This window comes from Chitinophaga sp. S165 (assembly GCF_003182155.1).
Lineage (GTDB): Bacteria > Bacteroidota > Bacteroidia > Chitinophagales > Chitinophagaceae > Chitinophaga.
Window position 1 is genome coordinate 299345 of the sequence record NZ_QGTG01000003.1, and the last position, 19730, is coordinate 319074.

The following is a 19730-nucleotide window of genomic DNA, read 5'->3' on the forward strand; positions in this document are numbered from 1 at the left end:
GGAAAACAGATCACTATGCCTGAAAATAAGAAATTAGCGCTCATATGCGAAGACCCTGCCAACCTGTTCGAGATGGCAAGGAATGAAGATAAAAAACTCCTCGAAACGCTTAATGCCCATGGCTGGACAGCAGAGGCAAAGGATTGGAAAGATCAGGCGACTGACTGGTCCTCTTACGGTCTTGTGATCCTGAAATCGCCTTATGATTATCATAACAGGCTGGAAGAGTTCAGTGCCTGGCTGCATAAATTATCTGCATCGGGTGTACGGTTGCTGAACCCCGTAGAAACAGTGTTATGGAATGCGGACAAACATTATCTGAAGGAAATAAAGGACGCAGGATTTTATATCATTCCTTCTGTCTTTCTTGAGAAAGATATTCCGACAGACCTTTCTTCATTGTTCGCACAGTTGGGTACAGACAAGATCATTGTTAAGCCATGCGTAAGCGGGGGTTCAAAAAACACATTCACATTGGTACGCGGAGAAGCAGGATTAGCAGAACATCCGCTGAATACCTTGCTGCAACAGGAAGCGTTTATTGCCCAGCCTTTTTTACCCGAGATCCATGCGGGCGAATGGTCGCTGATCTTCTTTGCAGGCCGCTTCAGTCATGCGATATTGAAAAAGCCGAAGGAAGGTGACTTCCGCGTGCAGCCGCAATACGGTGCAACTATCCACAGCGTGCTGCCTGGTTCTGCTGTCATCGAAGATGCGACAATGTTAGTGCAGCGTTTCGCCGGAGACGCTTTGTATTCCCGCGTAGATGGTGTAATGGTAAACGGAAGGCTGGCATTGATGGAACTGGAACTGATAGAGCCATTGCTGTATACTGTCTTCGAAGAAAAGAGCCTGAAGAATTATATGAGGGCACTGGACAAGAGAATGAGGGTGCTCAGCTGATATTTTATTTTATTCATTTCAAGGGCAGGTTGCATATGTAACCTGCCCTTTTTTTATTGCTAAAAACGGGAAATATGCACAAAAAAGGACTAAATAACAGCCTTTAAACCCTTACGAACAGGCTCTTTTCTCGTTTCGTCCATATCGCTTCATCGTCATCTCCATATCATTTTAGGGGCATCTCTATATCGAAAGGATATACATATGACGGTAAAGTGACGGCCAGATGACGGTTTCGCGATATGGAGATATAGAGATCAGGGCCTGTATGCAAAGCGTTTGAAAGGAATTTATTTGCCGAAGTCATCTATTTGTTTTAAATTCATAATAACTATTGAAAATTCCGTTAACACCTGAAAACCAAAACATTTTATGGCAAGAGCTAAGAATAATCTCCTGTTAGCCCAGGTATCCGGCACCATAGGAAAACAACTCACAGTAAGCCAAAGGGGAGGACAAGCCATCCTCAGTAAGGCGAAGGAAAAGAAGGGAAAGCGCTACAAGTTTTCACCTAAACAGCTGGATGTACAGTCGAAATTTGCTAATGCTGCTGATTATGCCAGTGACGTGAAAGCCGACCCTGATATGGTGGCTGCCTACATGGCCATTGCAAAACCGGGCCAGAATGCCAATAATCTGGCGATTAGAGACTTTTATAACGCTCCGGAGATCCATACCCTTAAAACAGTTGGTTACACCGGAAAAGCGGGTCAGAAAATCCTTGTAAGGGCCACTGACGACTTCCGTGTATACCAGGTCGTAGTTTCCATCTATACTGCTTCCGGCACCCTCGTAGAGCAGGGCAATGCATTACAGGGCAGAAACGTTGTAGAATGGACCTATACGACCGTAAAAGATAACCGTGGGTATAAGGGTTACAAAGTAAGAGCAATGGCGGAAGATCTGCCGGGCAACCAGACATTCGAAGAGATTGTTTTATAGAAACTTTACTTTGAATATGGCATGCGACTTAAAGCGTGGGATGGACATATTTTTTAAATAAACATGTATCTTCGGGGCATTAACTGTCAATGCTGATGAAGATCTACCTGTATACTGCACTCGCAATCGTACTCCTGTCCCAGGCTGCTGTATTTTTTATTGATTTCACTCCCTTACAGGGATTGCTGGTAGCAGGTCTGATCACCTGTTGCTCCGTGATCAACTTTGTCCTGACCTATACTACAGACTTCAGCAAACGGCTCCGTTTTCCGAAGAAGACCATCCGTCTTTCAGATAAGAGTATTGAACTTACCAATTTACGCGTAGGCGGTATGGGGCTTATACTTGCACTATTCGGCGTTTATTGTTTCTTCATGCTGAAAGCAAAAGCCATCGGGCTGGTATTTATGGCCGCAGGCGTTAACTACATTTCTTTTTTAAAAGTTGAAACACGTAAAGTGGTAACAGCACAGAGCAAGTAAGTAAAAGATAAGATTATCCGCTCCCCAAACATCGAAGCCGGTCATCCCAATTCCAGCTACGCCTGTCGTTATTTTCCTTAATTTCTGGGAAAGCTTCCACGACATGATAAACTTAAACGGCAGCGCAAAAGCTGCGAACACCTATGACGCCATTGTGATCGGCTCCGGGATCAGTGGAGGATGGGCCGCCAAAGAATTGTGTGAGAAGGGATTAAAAGTATTGATGCTTGAAAGAGGACGCCGGCTCGAGCACATAAAGGACTATACCAATGCCACAAAAGCCCCCTGGGAAGTACAGCATCGCGGTATGCTGACTACGCTGCAGACGGCGGAACACCCTTACCTCATCAGGGAAAGACCGTACAATGAATTCAACGAAAGTTACTGGTTAAAGGACAAGGATAGTCCTTATGTAGAAAAGAAACGCTTCGACTGGACAAGGCCTGATATTGTCGGCGGTCGTTCCATCATGTGGGGAAGAGGCTCTCTCCGCCTTAGTGAGATGGACTTTGAAGCGAATGCAAAAGAAGGTATAGGCATAGACTGGCCTATCCGGTATAAAGATATCGCTCCCTGGTACGATCATGTAGAAGCATTCGCAGGTATCAGCGGACAGGCGGAAGGACTGCCTCAATTGCCCGATGGCGTATTCCAGCCGCCTATGGAGATGAACTGCCTGGAAAAGGCCGTTAAAGGACGTATAGAGGCCGCTTTTCCCGGTCGTAAGATGACGATGTACCGTACGGCTAACCTGACACAACCGATCGGAGAAAGAGGCTCCTGTCAGTATCGTGACCGGTGCGCCCGCGGATGTCCTTTCGGTGCATATTTCAGTACACAGTCGTCTACCTTGCCCGCTGCTGTGAAGACAGGCAATCTAACCCTGCGTCCCGATAGCATCGTGAACTCACTCATCTATGATGATAACAAAGGAAAGGTGAGCGGTGTACGGGTAATTGATAAACACACAAAAGAGATGACGGAGTATTACGCCCGGATCTTCTTCCTCAATGCATCGGCCCTGGGCAGCACTTTTTTATTGCTGAACTCTACTTCGAACAGGTTCCCCAATGGACTGGGAAATGATCATGGGATACTTGGACATTACCTGATGGACCACCATTTTCATGCAGGCGCCAGCGCTACCTCAGAAGAGTTCCGGGACATGTACTATACCGGGCAGCGGCCTGCCGGTTTCTATATTCCCCGTTTCAGAAATGTAGGGTCTGACAAACGCAGTTACCTCCGTGGTTTTGGATACAGTGGTTTCAGTGGCCGTGGCAGCTGGGCCAGGGGAATAGCCGAACTAGGGGTAGGAGCAGCCTTTAAAGATTACTTGTCAGAACCGGGGCATTGGCAGATAGGGCTGATGGGCTTCGGAGAATGTTTGCCTTACTATGATAACGTTGTCACCCTTGATCATAGTGTAAAAGACGCATGGGGGCAACCTGTGTTGCAATTCAATTGTGAGTTCAGGGAAAACGAGATACAGATGCGCCGGGATATGGACCAGGATGCCGTCGATATGCTGGAAGCCGCCGGATTAAAAAATGTGACGCCCTTCAAACGCGATTCCTATCCTGGTATGGCCATTCATGAAATGGGAACAGCGCGTATGGGAAATGATCCCGCTACATCTATGCTCAACAAATGGAACCAGGTGCATAGCGTGAAGAATGTCTTTGTGACGGATGGTGCTTGTATGACCTCTTCTGCCTGTCAAAATCCCTCCCTGACCTATATGGCATTAACAGCACGTGCAGCTGATCATGCTGTAAAAGAACTGAAACGGATGTCGTTGTAAATAAAAGGAGCAGGTGATGCCTGCTCCTCCTGTATCTTAACGGATCCGCACGTATGTTTCTATGATCTCGTGATTGATGTTCAGACTATCGATCTTCTCAATACCATTCTGGATGATCGTATCCTTTTTGATCTGCATAACGAAGGAGAAATCTTTGTCTTCCCATTCCCTGTAAGTACAATATTCCAGATGCTCGCTGTATACATCATTCACTAGTGTATAGGTACCGCTGCCGGAACCATATACTGCCGGTGAATCAGCACCATGTTTAAGGTCGTGGGTGAAGAATGCGAAGTAGCTGTCATTAAATATTTTGATGGTTTCCTGTCCGGCGACAGGAGCAGTAATAGTCGTGTCTTTATTTTCGACAGACTTAGCGCTGATCAGTTTCCAGGTGCCGTTTAAGGGTGACGTGGTCGTTGCTGCCGAAGGTCCTTTTTTCTCGTTGCAGGATAGCAATGACGCCACTGCAATGGCGATAAGCGGAATATATTTCATGGATTGAGATGATTTAGTATCAAATATAGCGAATGGGGTAAAATCTTCACAGGAAAGATCAATTATTCACAGGAAATGTATACAGTTATCTATGATCATCTTATCCAGTAGTACGGCTTTCGTTTGATAAGGCCGGTTAAGAAGGGCAACGGCACAGTTTTTAGGTTACATAAAGGTATGATTATGACTGACGAACAAAAGCGCGAGGCGCATTCTTTCTATCATGAAGCTTTATCCATCCTGCTTGAAAGCGGCAATGATTTTCTGCTGGGCGGAGGCTTTGCCTTATTTCAGTATACTGGTCTTTTCCGGGACACCAAAGACCTCGATATATTTTGTACCCCCACGCAATACCCCGGACTAATGAAGTTATTTGCTGCCCACGGGTATGAGATCGTATTAACAGATGTACGCTGGTTAGCTAAAGTCTTCAAAGGAGAGTACTACATAGATATCATTTTCAACAGCACGAATAATATCTGCATAGTAGATGAGAGCTGGTACCAGCACGCTGTGCCCGTAGTCTTTATGGGACTGCCGGTCAGGCTGATAGCCCCTGAAGAACTGATCTGGAGTAAGGTCTTTATACAAAACCGGGAACGGTTTGATGGAGCGGACGTTAATCATGTTATGCTGCGGTATGGCAAACAGCTGGACTGGAAACGGCTGTTGCATCGCTGTGATCCTTACTGGCACCTGTTGCTGTCACAGTTGTTGAATTTCCAGTTTGTATATCCGGCCGACTATGCAGAGATCATTCCCCGCTGGTTGTTCGATGAGCTGATGCAACGGGCGCATGAACAGTATGAGCTGCCCCCATGTCAGGAAAAGGTATGCAGAGGGCCACTGATAGATCAGACACAATATGCAGTCGACATAGCTGAATGGCATTATAAAGGAATGACAATAAAAACGGTTTAATGATGGATGCTGAAAACAAAAAAGTGCGCGTTGCCGCTGTTGCTGATATCCATGTAACAGATACGGACAAGAATAAATGGGCGGAATATTTCAAAGAAGTATCCCGTAAGGCGGATGTATTACTTATCTGCGGTGACCTGACAAACACCGGCGATGAAAGTGAAGCACAAGTACTATGCGATGAACTGAAGTCGTGTACGATACCGGTAGTGGCCGTATTAGGCAATCATGACTATGAAAAAGGCCGGCAGAAACTGATCAGGCAAACATTGCAGAATGAACAGGTACACATCCTCGACGGAGAAGCTGTAGTGATAGAAGGTGTCGGGTTTGCAGGCGTGAAAGGCTTTGGCGGCGGTTTTGATAACTACATGCTGTCGATGTTCGGTGAAGATGCGATGAAAGCATTCGTGCAGGAAGCCGTTGATGAAGCATTGCATCTGGACAGGGCGCTTGCCAGAATAGATCAGCAACATGAGCACCTGAAAAAAATTGCTATACTGCATTATGCGCCTATGCTGGAAACAGTGATAGGAGAGCCGGAACCTATCTTTCCTTTTCTCGGATCTTCAAGATTGGCGGAACCATTGATCCGCCGGCAGGTAGCAGCTGTTTTTCACGGACATGCACATATGGGTACGCTGGAGGGAACACTGACTGGTGGCGTGAAAGTGTTTAATGTTGCAAAGCCGGTTTTATTGAAAGCGGGATATGAAGTCCCATTCTATATAATGGAAATATAATTACCCTGATAAAATAGAACGATAGGACTTCACTGCCCTGATGCTACAGTGGAAGCGGGTATCTACTGTTAAAAGTAATATATTATGATAAATACTATGTCTTGTTTTCTCCATTTTATCTTTATTAAATTGTGAAATCTACCAAAACATTTATATATTTATTCAAGACAAGAATAGCAACCAGAATCTAATCATTAAACGACCAGAATCTATTACGACCAACACGCTGTTGTGGTGATGTTACATTAGCTTGGAAAACCCAGGTACTATGCCTGATTTTAGTATTGACTTTTGTGGTGAACAGATGCTTTGAAAGTGGCTGTGCAGTTTTATAATTGCCACTTAACCTATTTATTTTTTGTCACTTGAATTAAAAGATAAGCAAATTATCTAAGGGGAATGTTATGTACTGAATAAAGCGGTACATACAGGCTTTGTTATTTGGTGCTGCGCCCTTATGGTGCGGCAGTGGACCGTATTGTACCTATTATTGCCCGGCTTCCCTCTACACGACTGATTACACGGTTAACTGTAATACTTTAAATCACAACTATGAGAAAGAAAACGCTATTATGCCTGCTGGTATTGCTATGCCATGTCTTTGTCAGCACACTCAATGCCCAAACTACGGCAAAGATCACCGGGACCGTGTCCGACGAATCAGGGGCGCCTCTCCCAGGTACAAGTATCAAAATAAAAGGAGGAGGAGGTACTGTAACAGATGGAAACGGCGCATTTGTGATCAATGCGGAAAAAGGCCGTACGCTAATATTTACAGCTATTGGTTATGAAACGAAAGAAGTAACTGTTAACGGGCCTACACTTCATGTTATATTAGGAGTGGACAAGAAGATATTATCCGAAGTGGTAATTACCGGTGTGGGTACTGCAACGAGTAAACGTAAACTGGGCATCTCTGTAGAATCGGTTACTGCTGAGAAATTGGTGAATGGCCCATCTACCAGTATTGATCAGGCTTTGATCGGTAAGATCCCCGGTGCACAGATCTCTTCTGTGAGCGGTAACCCCGGCGATCCTGTCAACATTCTGCTAAGAGGCGTTAACACAGTACAGAATGGTACCAAACCACTGATCATGCTGGATGGTGTACAGGTGTCTGCAACAGATCTCAACTCACTTGATCTCAGTAATGTGGAAAGGATAGAAGTAGTGCAGGGCGCTGCATCCGCTTCTATGTACGGTGCGCAGGGTGCAAATGGTGTAATGCAGATCTTCACAAAAAAAGGAAAGCGCGGCCCCATTGCTGTTACTTATTCTACAAATTATGCAGCAAACAGTTATATCAACAGCGGGCACGTTGAAAAGGCACGCTTGCACCCTTATATGACCGATGCAAACAATAATATAATTGATGCTTCCGGTAATATACTGCAATACACTGATCTGGGCGGCATTGAAGGTATATCGTATGCCTACGGGGGAGCTACCCGTTACGGTATGCTCGATCCGAGGAATATTGCTGATAAACCTTACAATGCCAACCTGAAATATTATGATCACTTTAAACAGGTGTTCCAGACAGGTACTTCCTGGAATAATAACCTTAGTATTTCCGGTGCTTCCGACAAGTCTGACTTCTCTCTTGGTATAGCCAACAATCATACGGTAAGCCCTGTAATGAAAAATGGCTATGTAGACAGGTCTAACCTGACTGCTAATTTAGGAACGGAACTCTTCAAAGGATTCAAGCTTCGTTCCATTACACAGGTGATCTATACGAAGAATACAACCGTTCCCGGTTTAGGCGGTGCTGGCGGTTACCTGTATGGTAAAGGGAATACAGCAGGTAAAAATGATAACATCTTCAGCTTTCTTAATACTTCGCCTTTCTTTGACCTGACAGCAAAAATGGCTGATGGTAATTCACCCGCGTTCCAGACGGCCGATTTCTTAAGTATCAATGCCTTCAATCCCTATTTCGTAAAACAGTATGCCAGCGGATTGGATAACAAGGTAGATATCGTGCAGAGCTTTAATGCCAACTTACAGGTAAACCGTTTCCTGGAGCTTGATGCAAAATATGGCATCAACTACAGAACGGAAAAAGCGACCTGGACCTACCGTAACCAGACGCAGAACGCGAATACCATGTACTATGATGCATGGGCGTTCCAGTTTGCTAATGATGCCACGGGAGAAATAGACAACTGGAACTATAATACCACCTTTCAGAACTTCCTGGGAAGCGCGTATATCAGAACGGACTTTGAGAAAGATTTTAACATTAATCTGCCTGTCCAGACCACTACACAGGTTTCTTTCGACTATAGAAAGAACAAATACAAAGAGGAAGACGTGTATGGCCTCGGATTACCACTTTCTCCACCGGTGAATATATCAACTGCCAAACAGTTATTTGTAGCGCCTTATTCCACTACTACGAAAACGACTGGTAACTACGAGGAATCCTTTATTACTTATGGTTACCTGATCAATCAAAAGATCGACTTTGGCGATTACGGTGGCATAGGCGGCGGCTTCAGAAGTGACTGGTCTTCTGCTTTCGGAAGCGGTGCTTCGCCTTTCACATTCCCCAATGCCTTCGGTTATATCCTTCCTTCTTCCTTTGACTTCTGGGGCGAAAAGCTGGAAAGCGCCATACCTTACTTCAAGCTGAGAGTAGCATATGGTGAAGCGGGTATACAACCAGGCCCTTTTGACAGATATCCTACTCTTGACCAGAATACGATCGGTTCGGATGTCGTGTATTCTGTGCCTGTTACGGGACAGAATGCAGGCCTACAGGTAGAAGTGTCTAAAGAACTTGAAGCCGGTACAGACCTTACCTTCAACGCAGGCAAAGGTAAATGGCTGAATAGTATTAACGCCTCTTTTACTTACTGGAAACGTAAGAGTGAAAATGTGATCTACACCGTGAGTGCGCCACTTTCTTCCGGTGCTACAGGTATCCTCAATAATGCGATCAATATGTCTTCTGATGGTATTCAGCTGCAGTTGAACCTGCCTGTATATCACAGCAAGAACTTTAACTGGGATTTTACTACAAACTTCAGCCGGCAAACATCTAAAATTGACAGGATCAACGGCGGAGCAGATATCATTCTGACCTCCCAGGCAGGCAGTACGGCATTGGTGTTGACCGCAGGACAAAAGATCGGACAGATCTACGGTTATAAGGCACTGACAAGTCTGAACGCCACCAATAAGAACGGAACAAAATATATCTCAGAACAGGATGCGGGCAAGTATCAACTGGTGGAAGGACGTGTGGTGGATACAGCCACCCGTAGTATCCAGTTCTCTTCTGAAGCATATCCGCTGGGTGATCCTAATCCTAAGTTCAATGCATCTTTTATCAGTGGCTTTGGCATTAAGGATTTCCTGACATTCTCCTTCCAGTTTGACTGGATATATGGTAGTCATTTGTACAATCAAACAAAAGAATGGATGTACAGGGATGGTATCCACGGAGACTTTGCAAAGCCCGTTACCATTAATGGTGTTACAGCCGCTTATACTGCTTACTATGGCAGTGCTTATAGTTCTGCATGGGGTAGTTTATATGGCCCGGGTAACAATGCTACCAAGGATTATTTCTACGAAGACGCCTCTTTCCTGCGACTGCGTAACGTCTCTGTAGGATTTGACTTTGCAAAGGTCATGAAGATAAAGTACTTCAATAAACTGCAGCTGGTACTGACGGGCAGGAATATCCTGACGGTTACCAACTATACAGGATATGATCCTGAAGTAAGCTCTGGTGCCGTGAACTCTTCTTTCGACAGGGGGATAGACAACAGTACTATACCGAACCTCAAATCATATGCAGTCGGCTTAAACGTAGGATTCTAATGGTTACTAAAAAAGAGAAAATTATGATCAGTAATAAATACATTTCGGGACTTTTGGGGATCTTTCTTTTATGCAGTGTTTTTGCCTGCAAGAAAGAATTGAATGTAGGTAACCCCAACCTGCCTACGGTAGATGAAAATGTAAAAGACGAATCGGGTATCGTCGCACTGGCTGTCGGTGCGGTGTATATAAACGGTTTTCAGAAAGGCGATACCTGGCTGGGAGACAGTTACTTTTCTTTGCCTTATGGTTACAGTGAACTGCTGGCCGATGTGATAGGCGCACAGGCTTCTAATCAGTTGGTCAGTACTATCAGCATACCGGAATATTTTGTATTGGATAACAATACAAAGGTCACTACTTCTATCTCCAATATCAGTCAGTTAAGAGCTAACAACACACGTGCGCAAACAGGTTCAGGGTACAATCCGCTATACTATCAGTGGTTGAATATGTATGCGCTGAATGGCGCCTGTAATAAGGTGCTGAGCGTGGTTGACAATATCCCTTTTACAGGAGATGCAACAACGAAGAGCAACACGATCAAAGCCTGGTGTTACTGGTGGAAAGCATATGCATATGCCTCAATAGGTTCTATGTATTATGCAGGATTGATCGTTGATCAGGATGGAGTGATCGGTAATAAATATGTTGTGAAAGATTCTGTCATAGCTGCTTCTGACAAATACCTGCATATGGCTGCTGATATATTATCGACTGGTATTTCCAGCTCCGGTGACTATGCAGCGGTACTGGGAAGACTTATCCCATCTTTCTGCCAGGTAGGCAAAGGCGGTGTGCTGACAACCGATATGTGGCGCAGGAATATCAATACGATGTTGGCCAGGAATATCCTTGTGAACAAACTGGCTCCATTTGTAAACGGGAATCCGGATGCAGTGATCACAAAATCATCCACAAGTGTAATGACAGCTGCCGATTGGAACGAAGTACTGGCCCTTGTAACGAATGGCATCAGGGATAATGATTTTGTGTTTACCGGTAGAAGCGCCCCGGCTAACGGTTTCTTTACTGCGGATGGTGGTACCGTAGCTGCGCTGACCACAGGAGTGAACACGTCCACTACATTCAGGCTGAGCGAGCGTTTTGTACAGAACCTCAGGGCTGATGACAAACGACTGGCCAATAATTTCAATACAGCCACCAAATACCTGGATGATCTTACTTTCGGTACCCGTTACAGTATCATAGATGGCGGAGCAGGCGCCAGTGGAGTATATGTATACGGCGCAAAGACGACGGGAAGTTATGAACTGTATATAGGCCCCAGCTATGAAGAGAATGCCCTGATGCTGGCAGAGGCTAACATCCGCCTGGGCAATATTGAAGAGGGACTTGGTTATATCGATGATGTGAGGAACTATATGGGAGCAGGAGTGACAGCAGTATCAGGTACGGGGCTTACGAAAGCAGCTGCATTAAAAGAACTGGTGATGGAAAGAAGAGCGGCGCTTGTATTCAGAGGATTGTCATTTTACGATAACCGCAGATGGGGATGGACATACGATATCAGTAACGGAGGAGGCAGTTATAATAATACCTTCCTGACTGCTGCCAGTGCTGTGAATACGAATGTCACCATCAATTATAATTTCCTGGATTACTGGGATGTGCCGGCAGATGAAGTAGATATAAATCCCCCGGGAGAAGGAAGCGTACCAACGAAAAATCCTAACTTCTAGATACACTTTCAAATGTTATAAAAATAAAAGTCTGTTGAATTCAACGGACTTTTATTTTTATACGTCTTCCTTATAATCCGACGACAATGTAATAATCTCTTTTATCTTCATATCGAGCCTGTTTAAGCCCTCTTCCAGCTTTCGTGTATATATGAGGTCCAGACCACGGCATTCGTCCTTGATCAGCTCCAAAAGGCTTTGTACTGACGTTAGCGGGCCTCTCAGTTCATGCGCCTGTATAAAGGATATCTTTTCCAGCAGTTCGTTCTTACGTTCTATCTTCAGTTTATAAAGGTAGGCGTCAGTAATATCTTTCATAACCATGGTCACACCAATGATTTCACCCTCTTCATTCCTGGCAGGATTGAAAGTGCTTAACCACCATGTTTCCTTTGTACCATAAACGCGTTGAAACTCTCTGGCAATAGAAGTTCCGTTTAATGCCGTATTGAAACAATAATGAAATAGCTCTTTGTTGGAGTCGTGTACAAACTGATCGATATTCTGCTCCGCTTCAATCTTCCTGCCATACAAGTTAGTAGTCAGATCTACTGCCGCTTTGTTAAAATAAAGTATGCCCATGTTCTTGTCCAGGAGCACGAAGTTGTCCGTAAGACTTTCGAAGAAGGCGCGCAAACGGATACCATATTCCGCGATGTCAGCCGTTCTTTGTTTCTCACGTTCCTGTTGCGCAACGAAATGACCTTTGAAAGTGGACATGGCGAAAAAGATATAAATAGTAGACAGTACATAACAGCCGAAACGGTCAATAAACTTTTCAGCCCCGCTTTTATAGTGTCCTGTGATGAAATGGGGAAAGTTCAGTTCAATGAACAGCAGTGTGCCGGGAATAAGCAGGCTTAAGCCCAGCCATAGAACATATTTCTCTTTATGTGAGATATTCAGCGCCAGCTGCAATGTGGTGAAGAATAGCAGTAACGTGGGACCGTCTATTCCGGCATTAAAGAAATAATTGGCACTTAAACCTGTATAAACCACAATGACATAGCTGATAACGATTGACTTGTATTTGCGGAATCTTCTGGATAGTGTATAGAAGATGGCCTGTATGGCAATAAGCCCCAGCAATAACAAAGTAGACTTGGTTGCGCCGATAAGAATGTCGATAACCAGAAAAGGCGCCAGGAGCATCAGTGTGATGGCGCCGGTTAGATTAAATAACCGGTGCTCAAAGGAAAATTCCTCCTCCCTACCCATTAATATCACTCCGAGCGAGGGTACTCCGGGAGCAGATTGTCTTTTCCTTATTGGCATGATGTCTGGCTATTCCATCGAAAAATAATAAATTAATTTGTAATGCATATTGTTTCAGGTATTAATTCATTGGTTTTTGAGGAAAAATACCCGGAGAAGGATTACTTACTTGAGGATCATTACCGGTTCCCGGGCATTGCGGCAGATGGCGTCAGAAATACTTTTATGGGTCAGGGAATAGAGGAAACTGTGTTTACCAGGCAGGGAGATAATTAGCTGGACCTTTTTTTCCTCCGAGAAGCTTAATATGCCATTGATGACATTTTTATCATTGCTGTAATGGATCTCATGCTTATAGTCCCGCAGTCGTTCATGCACATGTTGTTCTGCTGCTTTTAGCTGCTCATCCGGATTGAGGTAGCGTTCCTTTGCATCTACATTCAGTACCAGCAGTTTACTATCCTGCCACTGGGGAGGGATCTGGAGATTTTCCAGTTTGTTGAGGGAATCCAGCGTTTTGTAGTCGCAGGGCACCAGTATGTTCTCTACCGGTTGATAGGTATAAGCCGCCGGAACGATCATTACCCTGACAGGACTGGCTTTTGCAATGGATATCACATTACCGGCGATAAAGCTGCCGCTGGAATAGCGGTAGTTATCACTTCCCAGTACGATCAGCTCGGGAGACTCGTCCCTGACCACTTCCAGTATGGCCCTTAACAGGGGGGCTTCACTGACCATAGAAACGACCTGCAGGCCATGGGCGGCTTTGGAAATAATATGCTGGGAGAGATTTTCCATCTGTAAACTGGCCTCTTCCCGTTCCCTGGCCATATAGTGAGGACTGACGGGGGCATATTCGGCGGAAACTACGATATGGTCAAAAACAGTGTCGTAAAAGGTCTTAAGAAGGATAATACGGTCATAGTTGTAGGTTTTGCTCCATTCAATCGCAAAATCGACTGCATTATCGGAAGTATCTGAGAAATCAACGGGAATCAGTAATGTTTTCATAACGATTTCATTTTTCTCTTTTACTAAGTTAAGTTTGTCCTGCCTAAATCTGAAAAAAATATGCCATTAATTGGCAGGCATGAAAAGTGCGGCGGAAGAACGTGTATTTGTGTTAAATTGAACAATATGAAGATATACCAGGAAGCATTGCAGCTCCATGAAAGAAGAAGAGGTTTCCACCTGATCACGGGCGAAGTGATACAGGCAATACCACAGTTAAGAGAGATCAGGACCGGCATGTGCCAGGTATTCATCCAGCATACTTCTGCATCTCTCACTATCAATGAGAATGCAGATCCGACTGTCAGGCAGGATTTTGAAATGTACTTCAGCAAAGTAGTACCGGAGAATGACCCGGACTATGAGCACGACTATGAAGGCGCAGATGATATGCCCGCACATTTGAAAGCTGCTATGCTTGGTAGTTCCGTGATGATCCCTGTCAGGAACGGCAACCTCGCTTTAGGTACCTGGCAGGGCATTTATCTATGCGAGCACCGCAACCGTGGCGGCGGTAGAAGACTTCTTATCACAGCCTGGGGAGAATAACCTTATTGAAAAACTGATACTATACCGTATGTTAAAAAAACTGATCGTACTCCCGTTGTTGCTGATGGGATTGTATTTCAATACCAATGCACAACGCCAGCCGGTAGACGTAAAGTACTATGGCGTTTTCCTGACCCTGTTGGAGCACATTGATAAAGTAGTAGGAGTGGCCGATGTGTCAGTCGTTTTTGAAGACGATGTAAAGAACTTCCGTCTTGACCTGCATGGCCCGGAAAAAGGAGATACAGGCATGACCGTAGGGAAAGTAACAGAGGTCAGGAGAAAACTTTCTACCGGTATGATGGACAGTGTGGTCCAGCTGAAAGTTATTCCCTTCAAACAGGATAGCAAAGGCGTTTATTTATCCGTGAATGCCAGAAAAGGTGAAAAGCATACCTACAGGGTAGAATATATGGGCATCCCGAAGGATGGCCTGATCGTTTCCAGGAATAAATTCGGCAACCGTACCTATTTTACCGACAACTGGCCTGACCGGGCGCATTACTGGCTGCCATGTGTAGATCATCCTTCGGATAAAGCCGCTGTCGATATTAATGTACTTATCTCTGATAAATACACCGTAGTGGCCAATGGATTAAAAGTGCAGGACACCCTGCTGAAAGGTAATCTAAGGTGGGTGCATTACACGGAAAAGGCCGAGATACCTACCAAAGTGATCGCTATCGGTGCTGCTGCTTTTGCGGTGGATCATTCAGCCGATGTAGACGGCGTTCCTGTCTATAGCTACGTGTTCCCCGAAAATAAGGAACAGGGCTTTAAAGACTACGGCAAAGCGGGAGAGATCCTCCGGTACTTTACAAAACAGATAGGGCCTTTCCCGTATGAAAAACTCGCCAATATCCAGTCCAAAACCATCTACGGCGGTATGGAAAATGCCAGCGCTATATTTTATGCGGAAGAATCTGTAGGGTCAAAGTCTATTGAGGAATTATTAGCCCATGAAATAGCGCATCAATGGTTTGGGGATGCTGTTACAGAAACTGACTGGGAACATGTATGGCTCAGTGAAGGCTTCGCTACTTACATGACCCTCCTGTATATGGAGCACAAATACGGGGCGGACACACTGATAGAAGAGTTAAAGGACGACAGGAAAAAGGTGATCGCTTTCGAAAAGAAAAGGAATACTCCCATCATTGATACCACCGCTGAAGGTAATTATACCCAGTTGCTCAATGCCAATAGTTACCAGAAGGGTGGATGGGTGCTGCATATGTTAAGAAGACAGGTAGGGGATAGTGATTTCTGGAAAGGGATCAGGGCTTATTTTGCTGCTTACAGCGGACGTAATGCCAATACTACCGACTTCAAAGCTGTAATGGAAAAGGTTACGGGAAGAGACCTGGGCGACTTCTTCCGGCAATGGCTGTATACACCGGGCATGCCTGAACTGACCATGAGGCCCGGTGGTGAAACAGGTACTTTCATCATAAAGCAACAACAGGAGCACCTGTTTTCATTTCCGCTGGAATATACGATCGATGATGATCCCATGATCCGTAAGGTCATCATCAAAGACAGGATAACTATCATCAATATACGGGCGCATCACACCATACATATTGATCCGAAGATGAACCTGTTATTTAAATACGGCAGCAACGATCTATAACGAACAGAAAGTGTATCAAAACCGGACAGTTAAGCCCGTTTGATGAATTGTAAATAACTGATCTTTTTATTACCTTGCTGACGATCGGTTTTCAGGCCGTTAAAGCAGCATGGACAAATCCTGTAAAAAGTTTGAAAATGGAATGAGGTGTAAATATTATCTTTGTTCCGCACATCAATTCCGGAACCCGTAAATCACTCATTGCTTTGCTGAAAAGATCATACCTGCTGCTGCTGGCACTGCTCGCCAACTGTGTTATCTATGCCCAGACGACGTATCTGTTTGTAGGCTCTTATAACGACACGAAAGAAAAAGAAGGGATCTACGTTTACAAGTTGGACATGACTAATGGAAACCTTGACAAGGTCTGTACCTTTTCCGGTATCCTGAATCCTTCTTACCTGGTCCTTTCGCCCGACGGGCAATATATCTATGCCTGTAGCGAGACGCGCACCGCAGGCATGGGTAGTGTAAGCAGTTACCGGTTCGATAGAAAACAGCAAAGCATTACCATGCTGAGTAAACAGCCGGCTGGTGGCGACAACCCGGTTTATCTGACCGTACATAAAACCGGTAAGTGGCTCGTGAATGGTAACTATACAGGCGGCAGTATTGCCGTATTCCCTTTGAATAGCGATGGGACGATCGGAACAGCCAATACGGTATTGCCATTCAAAGACAGCAGTATTACAGAAAGACAGAAAAGCTCACATATTCATTCAACGGTATTTTCTCCTGAACAGGATTATGTATTCTCTCCCGATCTTGGTGCAGATAAAATCAGGCGTTTTACTTTTGATGCCGCCCAGCCAAAACCATTACAGCCGGATAGCTTTGTGCGCACTATAGCCGGTGGAGGCCCCCGTCATTTTACCTTTCATCCCAACGGCCGTTTTGCTTATTGTATAGAGGAAATGTCCGGTACTATAACCGCCTACAAATACGATCAGGGGCAGCTGAAACTTCTCCAGCGCGGTGCAGCACATGACGATACGCCGCGTAGCATGTATGGCAGCGCCGATATCCATGTTTCCCCTGATGGCCGTTTCCTGTATGCATCCAACCGTGGGGAGGAAAACAATATTGCGATCTGTCGCATCACTAAAGACGGAAGATTTACACCGGTAGGGTACGAATCCGTGTTGGGAGATCATCCACGTAACTTTACCATAGACCCGACAGGCAAATTCCTGCTGGTGGCAAATCAGATCAGTGGCAATGTGGTGGTCTTCAAAAGGAACAGGCGTACCGGCCTGCTCGCCAAAACAGGCATTGAAGTGAAGATGCCCGGCCCTTCCTGCTTACAGATCAGAAATTACAACGACTAATTACCTATGAAACGTTTCCTGTTGCCACTATTGCTGGCAATTACCAACCTGTCCTATAGTCAGAATATCCGATCCTTTGCAGACAGTGTAAGACAACAGTATAATGTGCCCGAACTGGCATTTGCCGTCATCTCTTCCGATAGTGTACTCGAATGTCATACACTGGGCATAAAACGAGCTAATACAGACTACGCCGCACAACAAGGCGATCGTTTTCATATAGGTTCTAATACGAAGGCAATTACTGCTTTTATCGCGGCTCTACTGGTACAGGAAAAGAAGATCGAATGGAATACGACCATCCTGACCCTTTTCCCTGAACTGAGATGGAGGACCCGTTACCCATACGACACGGTTACATTGGCTAACCTGCTTACATTCCGTGGGAAGTTACCGGCTTATACATATACGACAGAATCACCGACGTTCAGGGAACTGCATGGTGATTATGCCGCACAACGTATGCAACTGGGGGCCAACTTTCTTGTCCAGAAATCGATGAAGCCGGATGAGCATGGGCTGACGCCTTCAAATGCAGACTATATCATGGCAGGGCTCATGCTGGAGAAGGCATCCGGGAAACCTTATAGGGAACTTGTTCAGGACCTGGGCAAACGTTTAAGGATAGATTTCCGGTTTGATTATCCTAACCTGAAAGATACGACACAACCATGGGGACACAACGCAGACCTGCGGCCACTGCCTCCGGCAGAGAACTATAAAATGAATTGGCTGCAGGCAGCAGGCAACATCAATGTCAGCCTGGAAGATTATACCCATTTTACACAGGAACTGTTACTGGGGTTAAAAGCCAAAAGTAAATTGCTGCCAAAGAAAACCTACGAGCAACTGCTTTTCGGCATGCCCTGGTTCTCTTACGGATGGTGGTTCAATGCGCCAAAAGAGGAGGGTAGCCATCACATAGCTTTCAATGAAGGCAACGCAGGTGCATTCATCACAAAAGTACAGATCGTCAAAGAGGCAGACAGGGCTTATGTCATCTTTACCAATTCAGCGACTACCGCCACGCAGGATGCCATAGCTGTGTTACTGAAAGAGCTGACGAAGCGATACGGAGAATAACAGCACTGATAGCGTATATTTGTTAAGATCAGATAACCGCAGCTATGGAGTATGTCTCAAACCCGGACTTATCCGGAATGCAATTACCTTTTGAGTGGAAAGGAACGCCCGTAGATGATGAGGGAAGATTCGTGAACCATGAATTTCCTCATCAATACTCATTCTTCGAATTTCTGAAATGGCGTCTCCAACGTAACCCGCAGAGAGCAGAGAAGAAAGCAGATGCCTGGCATCCGGAGATTGCGTATAATGAGGACTTTCTCCATTCCGGCAAGAATTGCATCGTCTGGCTGGGGCATGCTTCATTCTTCATACGTTTGGGAGGCGTTAATATCCTGATCGATCCTGTTTTCTATAATATACCCTTCTTCAAACGCCATACGCCTTTTCCCATAGACCCCGCAAAACTGAAGGGAATAGAATATATCCTCGTATCCCATAATCACCTGGACCATTGCGACAAGCACAGTTTGCAGTTACTGGCACGGAATAATCCGCAGGCCACCTGCCTGACCGGCTTAAAAATGGACGGCTTGCTGCAACGGTTCACGCATAGCAAGCAGGTGCAGACGGCGGGATGGTACCAGCAATACCACACAGATGGCCGTATTCAGGTCTTTTTCCTTCCGGCAAGACATTGGTCCAAACGCGGGTTCAATGACCTTAACAGGCAGCTTTGGGGCGCTTTCGTGATCCAGGGAGGAGGGAAGACCATTTATTTTGCAGCCGACTCTGGTTATGGCAGTCATTTTAAAGACCTGGGCCGGATCTTCCCGGTGATAGACTACGCCATCATAGGAATAGGCGCCTATAAACCCGCTTTTTTCATGGAGCAAAGCCATATCTCCCCGGAAGATGCCGTGAAGGCAGTGAACGACATGAATGCCAGGGCGATGGTCCCTATGCATTATGGCACCTTTAACCTGGCCGATGAACCGATCAGCGACCCCATTAAAGCCTTATACGCGCTGGAACAGAAAGGAGCGATACATGGCCGGCTGGAACATCTGAAAGTAGGAGAGGAACTGGATATATAATAAACGGTTGATAATCAGTTGTAAGCAGGGACCGGTTATTT

16 protein-coding genes are annotated in these 19730 nt (G+C 45.4%); 13 read left to right on the forward strand and 3 right to left on the reverse strand.

The window, feature by feature from the left end; genetic code table 11:
* Positions 1–15: 15 nt before the first annotated feature.
* The 4 genes from C7475_RS15645 to C7475_RS15660 all read left to right on the forward strand — a co-directional run bounded on the left by C7475_RS15645 (position 16) and on the right by C7475_RS15660 (position 4131).
* Complete coding sequence (locus C7475_RS15645; protein ID WP_110054326.1) at positions 16–903, forward strand: RimK family alpha-L-glutamate ligase; 888 nt, start codon at positions 16–18, stop codon at positions 901–903.
* 372 nt (positions 904–1275) lie between these two features.
* Positions 1276–1845, forward strand: coding sequence for a hypothetical protein (locus C7475_RS15650; protein ID WP_110054327.1), 570 nt, complete (start codon positions 1276–1278; stop codon positions 1843–1845).
* Between the two features lie 95 nt (positions 1846–1940).
* Complete coding sequence (locus C7475_RS15655) at positions 1941–2327, forward strand: hypothetical protein (RefSeq protein WP_146217561.1); 387 nt, start codon at positions 1941–1943, stop codon at positions 2325–2327.
* Between the two features lie 103 nt (positions 2328–2430).
* The gene (locus C7475_RS15660; protein ID WP_110054329.1) at positions 2431–4131 is read left to right on the forward strand and encodes a GMC oxidoreductase; all 1701 of its coding nucleotides are present in this window, start codon (positions 2431–2433) and stop codon (positions 4129–4131) included.
* A gap of 36 nt (positions 4132–4167) precedes the next feature.
* On the opposite strand, the gene C7475_RS15665 is transcribed toward C7475_RS15660, so the two are convergent.
* Complete coding sequence (locus tag C7475_RS15665; protein ID WP_110054330.1) at positions 4168–4629, reverse strand: hypothetical protein; 462 nt, start codon at positions 4627–4629, stop codon at positions 4168–4170.
* Positions 4630–4812: 183 nt separating this feature from the next.
* Here C7475_RS15665 and C7475_RS15670 point away from each other — a divergent pair, with 183 nt between their 5' ends.
* The 4 genes from C7475_RS15670 (at position 4813) to C7475_RS15685 (ending at position 11830) form a co-directional block, all read left to right on the forward strand.
* Complete coding sequence (locus C7475_RS15670) at positions 4813–5550, forward strand: nucleotidyltransferase (RefSeq protein WP_233259868.1); 738 nt, start codon at positions 4813–4815, stop codon at positions 5548–5550.
* Positions 5550–6293, forward strand: coding sequence for a metallophosphoesterase (locus C7475_RS15675; protein ID WP_233259869.1), 744 nt, complete (start codon positions 5550–5552; stop codon positions 6291–6293). The genes C7475_RS15670 and C7475_RS15675 overlap by 1 nt, the downstream gene beginning before the upstream one ends.
* Positions 6294–6845: 552 nt before the next feature.
* Positions 6846–10127 carry a SusC/RagA family TonB-linked outer membrane protein gene (locus tag C7475_RS15680; protein WP_110054332.1) on the forward strand — a complete coding sequence of 1094 codons (3282 nt, stop codon included), beginning with the start codon at positions 6846–6848 and terminating at the stop codon, positions 10125–10127.
* Between the two features lie 23 nt (positions 10128–10150).
* Entirely contained in the window at positions 10151–11830 is a 1680-nt protein-coding gene (locus C7475_RS15685) for a RagB/SusD family nutrient uptake outer membrane protein (protein WP_233259870.1), read from the forward strand.
* A 57-nt stretch (positions 11831–11887) separates the two neighbouring features.
* On the opposite strand, the gene C7475_RS15690 is transcribed toward C7475_RS15685, so the two are convergent.
* Both C7475_RS15690 and C7475_RS15695 read right to left on the reverse strand, forming a co-directional pair.
* Complete coding sequence (locus tag C7475_RS15690) at positions 11888–13105, reverse strand: PAS domain-containing protein (protein ID WP_110054334.1); 1218 nt, start codon at positions 13103–13105, stop codon at positions 11888–11890.
* Between the two features lie 105 nt (positions 13106–13210).
* Entirely contained in the window at positions 13211–14059 is an 849-nt protein-coding gene (locus tag C7475_RS15695; RefSeq protein ID WP_110054335.1) for a universal stress protein, read from the reverse strand.
* Positions 14060–14185: 126 nt separating this feature from the next.
* Between C7475_RS15695 and C7475_RS15700 the strand changes: the two genes are divergently transcribed.
* The 5 genes from C7475_RS15700 to C7475_RS15720 all read left to right on the forward strand — a co-directional run bounded on the left by C7475_RS15700 (position 14186) and on the right by C7475_RS15720 (position 19689).
* A complete protein-coding gene (locus C7475_RS15700) occupies positions 14186–14608 on the forward strand; it encodes a secondary thiamine-phosphate synthase enzyme YjbQ (RefSeq protein ID WP_110054336.1) in 423 nt (140 codons plus the stop codon).
* Positions 14609–14636: 28 nt separating this feature from the next.
* Positions 14637–16241, forward strand: coding sequence for a M1 family metallopeptidase (locus C7475_RS15705; protein WP_110054337.1), 1605 nt, complete (start codon positions 14637–14639; stop codon positions 16239–16241).
* A 206-nt stretch (positions 16242–16447) separates the two neighbouring features.
* Positions 16448–17569, forward strand: coding sequence for a lactonase family protein (locus C7475_RS15710; protein ID WP_110054338.1), 1122 nt, complete (start codon positions 16448–16450; stop codon positions 17567–17569).
* 6 nt (positions 17570–17575) lie between these two features.
* On the forward strand, positions 17576–18652 hold the full coding sequence (locus C7475_RS15715; RefSeq protein WP_110054339.1) for a serine hydrolase: 1077 nt from the start codon (positions 17576–17578) through the stop codon (positions 18650–18652).
* A gap of 77 nt (positions 18653–18729) precedes the next feature.
* The gene (locus C7475_RS15720; protein WP_233259871.1) at positions 18730–19689 is read left to right on the forward strand and encodes an MBL fold metallo-hydrolase; all 960 of its coding nucleotides are present in this window, start codon (positions 18730–18732) and stop codon (positions 19687–19689) included.
* Positions 19690–19730 lie beyond the last annotated feature (41 nt).

Excerpts from the sequence above, each read along its gene's own strand:
- C7475_RS15670 (WP_233259868.1), top strand. The coding sequence starts at position 4,813 with ATGACTGACGAACAAAAGCGCGAGGCGCATTCTTTCTATCATGAAGCT.
- C7475_RS15655 (WP_146217561.1), top strand. The coding sequence starts at position 1,941 with ATGAAGATCTACCTGTATACTGCACTCGCAATCGTACTCCTGTCCCAG.
- C7475_RS15700 (WP_110054336.1), top strand. The coding sequence starts at position 14,186 with ATGAAGATATACCAGGAAGCATTGCAGCTCCATGAAAGAAGAAGAGGT.
- C7475_RS15720 (WP_233259871.1), top strand. The coding sequence starts at position 18,730 with ATGCAATTACCTTTTGAGTGGAAAGGAACGCCCGTAGATGATGAGGGA.
- C7475_RS15685 (WP_233259870.1), top strand. The coding sequence starts at position 10,151 with ATGATCAGTAATAAATACATTTCGGGACTTTTGGGGATCTTTCTTTTA.
- C7475_RS15675 (WP_233259869.1), top strand. The coding sequence starts at position 5,550 with ATGATGGATGCTGAAAACAAAAAAGTGCGCGTTGCCGCTGTTGCTGAT.
- C7475_RS15705 (WP_110054337.1), top strand. The coding sequence starts at position 14,637 with ATGTTAAAAAAACTGATCGTACTCCCGTTGTTGCTGATGGGATTGTAT.
- C7475_RS15690 (WP_110054334.1), bottom strand. The coding sequence starts at position 13,105 with ATGCCAATAAGGAAAAGACAATCTGCTCCCGGAGTACCCTCGCTCGGA.
- C7475_RS15665 (WP_110054330.1), bottom strand. The coding sequence starts at position 4,629 with ATGAAATATATTCCGCTTATCGCCATTGCAGTGGCGTCATTGCTATCC.
- C7475_RS15680 (WP_110054332.1), top strand. The coding sequence starts at position 6,846 with ATGAGAAAGAAAACGCTATTATGCCTGCTGGTATTGCTATGCCATGTC.
- C7475_RS15660 (WP_110054329.1), top strand. The coding sequence starts at position 2,431 with ATGATAAACTTAAACGGCAGCGCAAAAGCTGCGAACACCTATGACGCC.
- C7475_RS15650 (WP_110054327.1), top strand. The coding sequence starts at position 1,276 with ATGGCAAGAGCTAAGAATAATCTCCTGTTAGCCCAGGTATCCGGCACC.
- C7475_RS15645 (WP_110054326.1), top strand. The coding sequence starts at position 16 with ATGCCTGAAAATAAGAAATTAGCGCTCATATGCGAAGACCCTGCCAAC.
- C7475_RS15715 (WP_110054339.1), top strand. The coding sequence starts at position 17,576 with ATGAAACGTTTCCTGTTGCCACTATTGCTGGCAATTACCAACCTGTCC.
- C7475_RS15695 (WP_110054335.1), bottom strand. The coding sequence starts at position 14,059 with ATGAAAACATTACTGATTCCCGTTGATTTCTCAGATACTTCCGATAAT.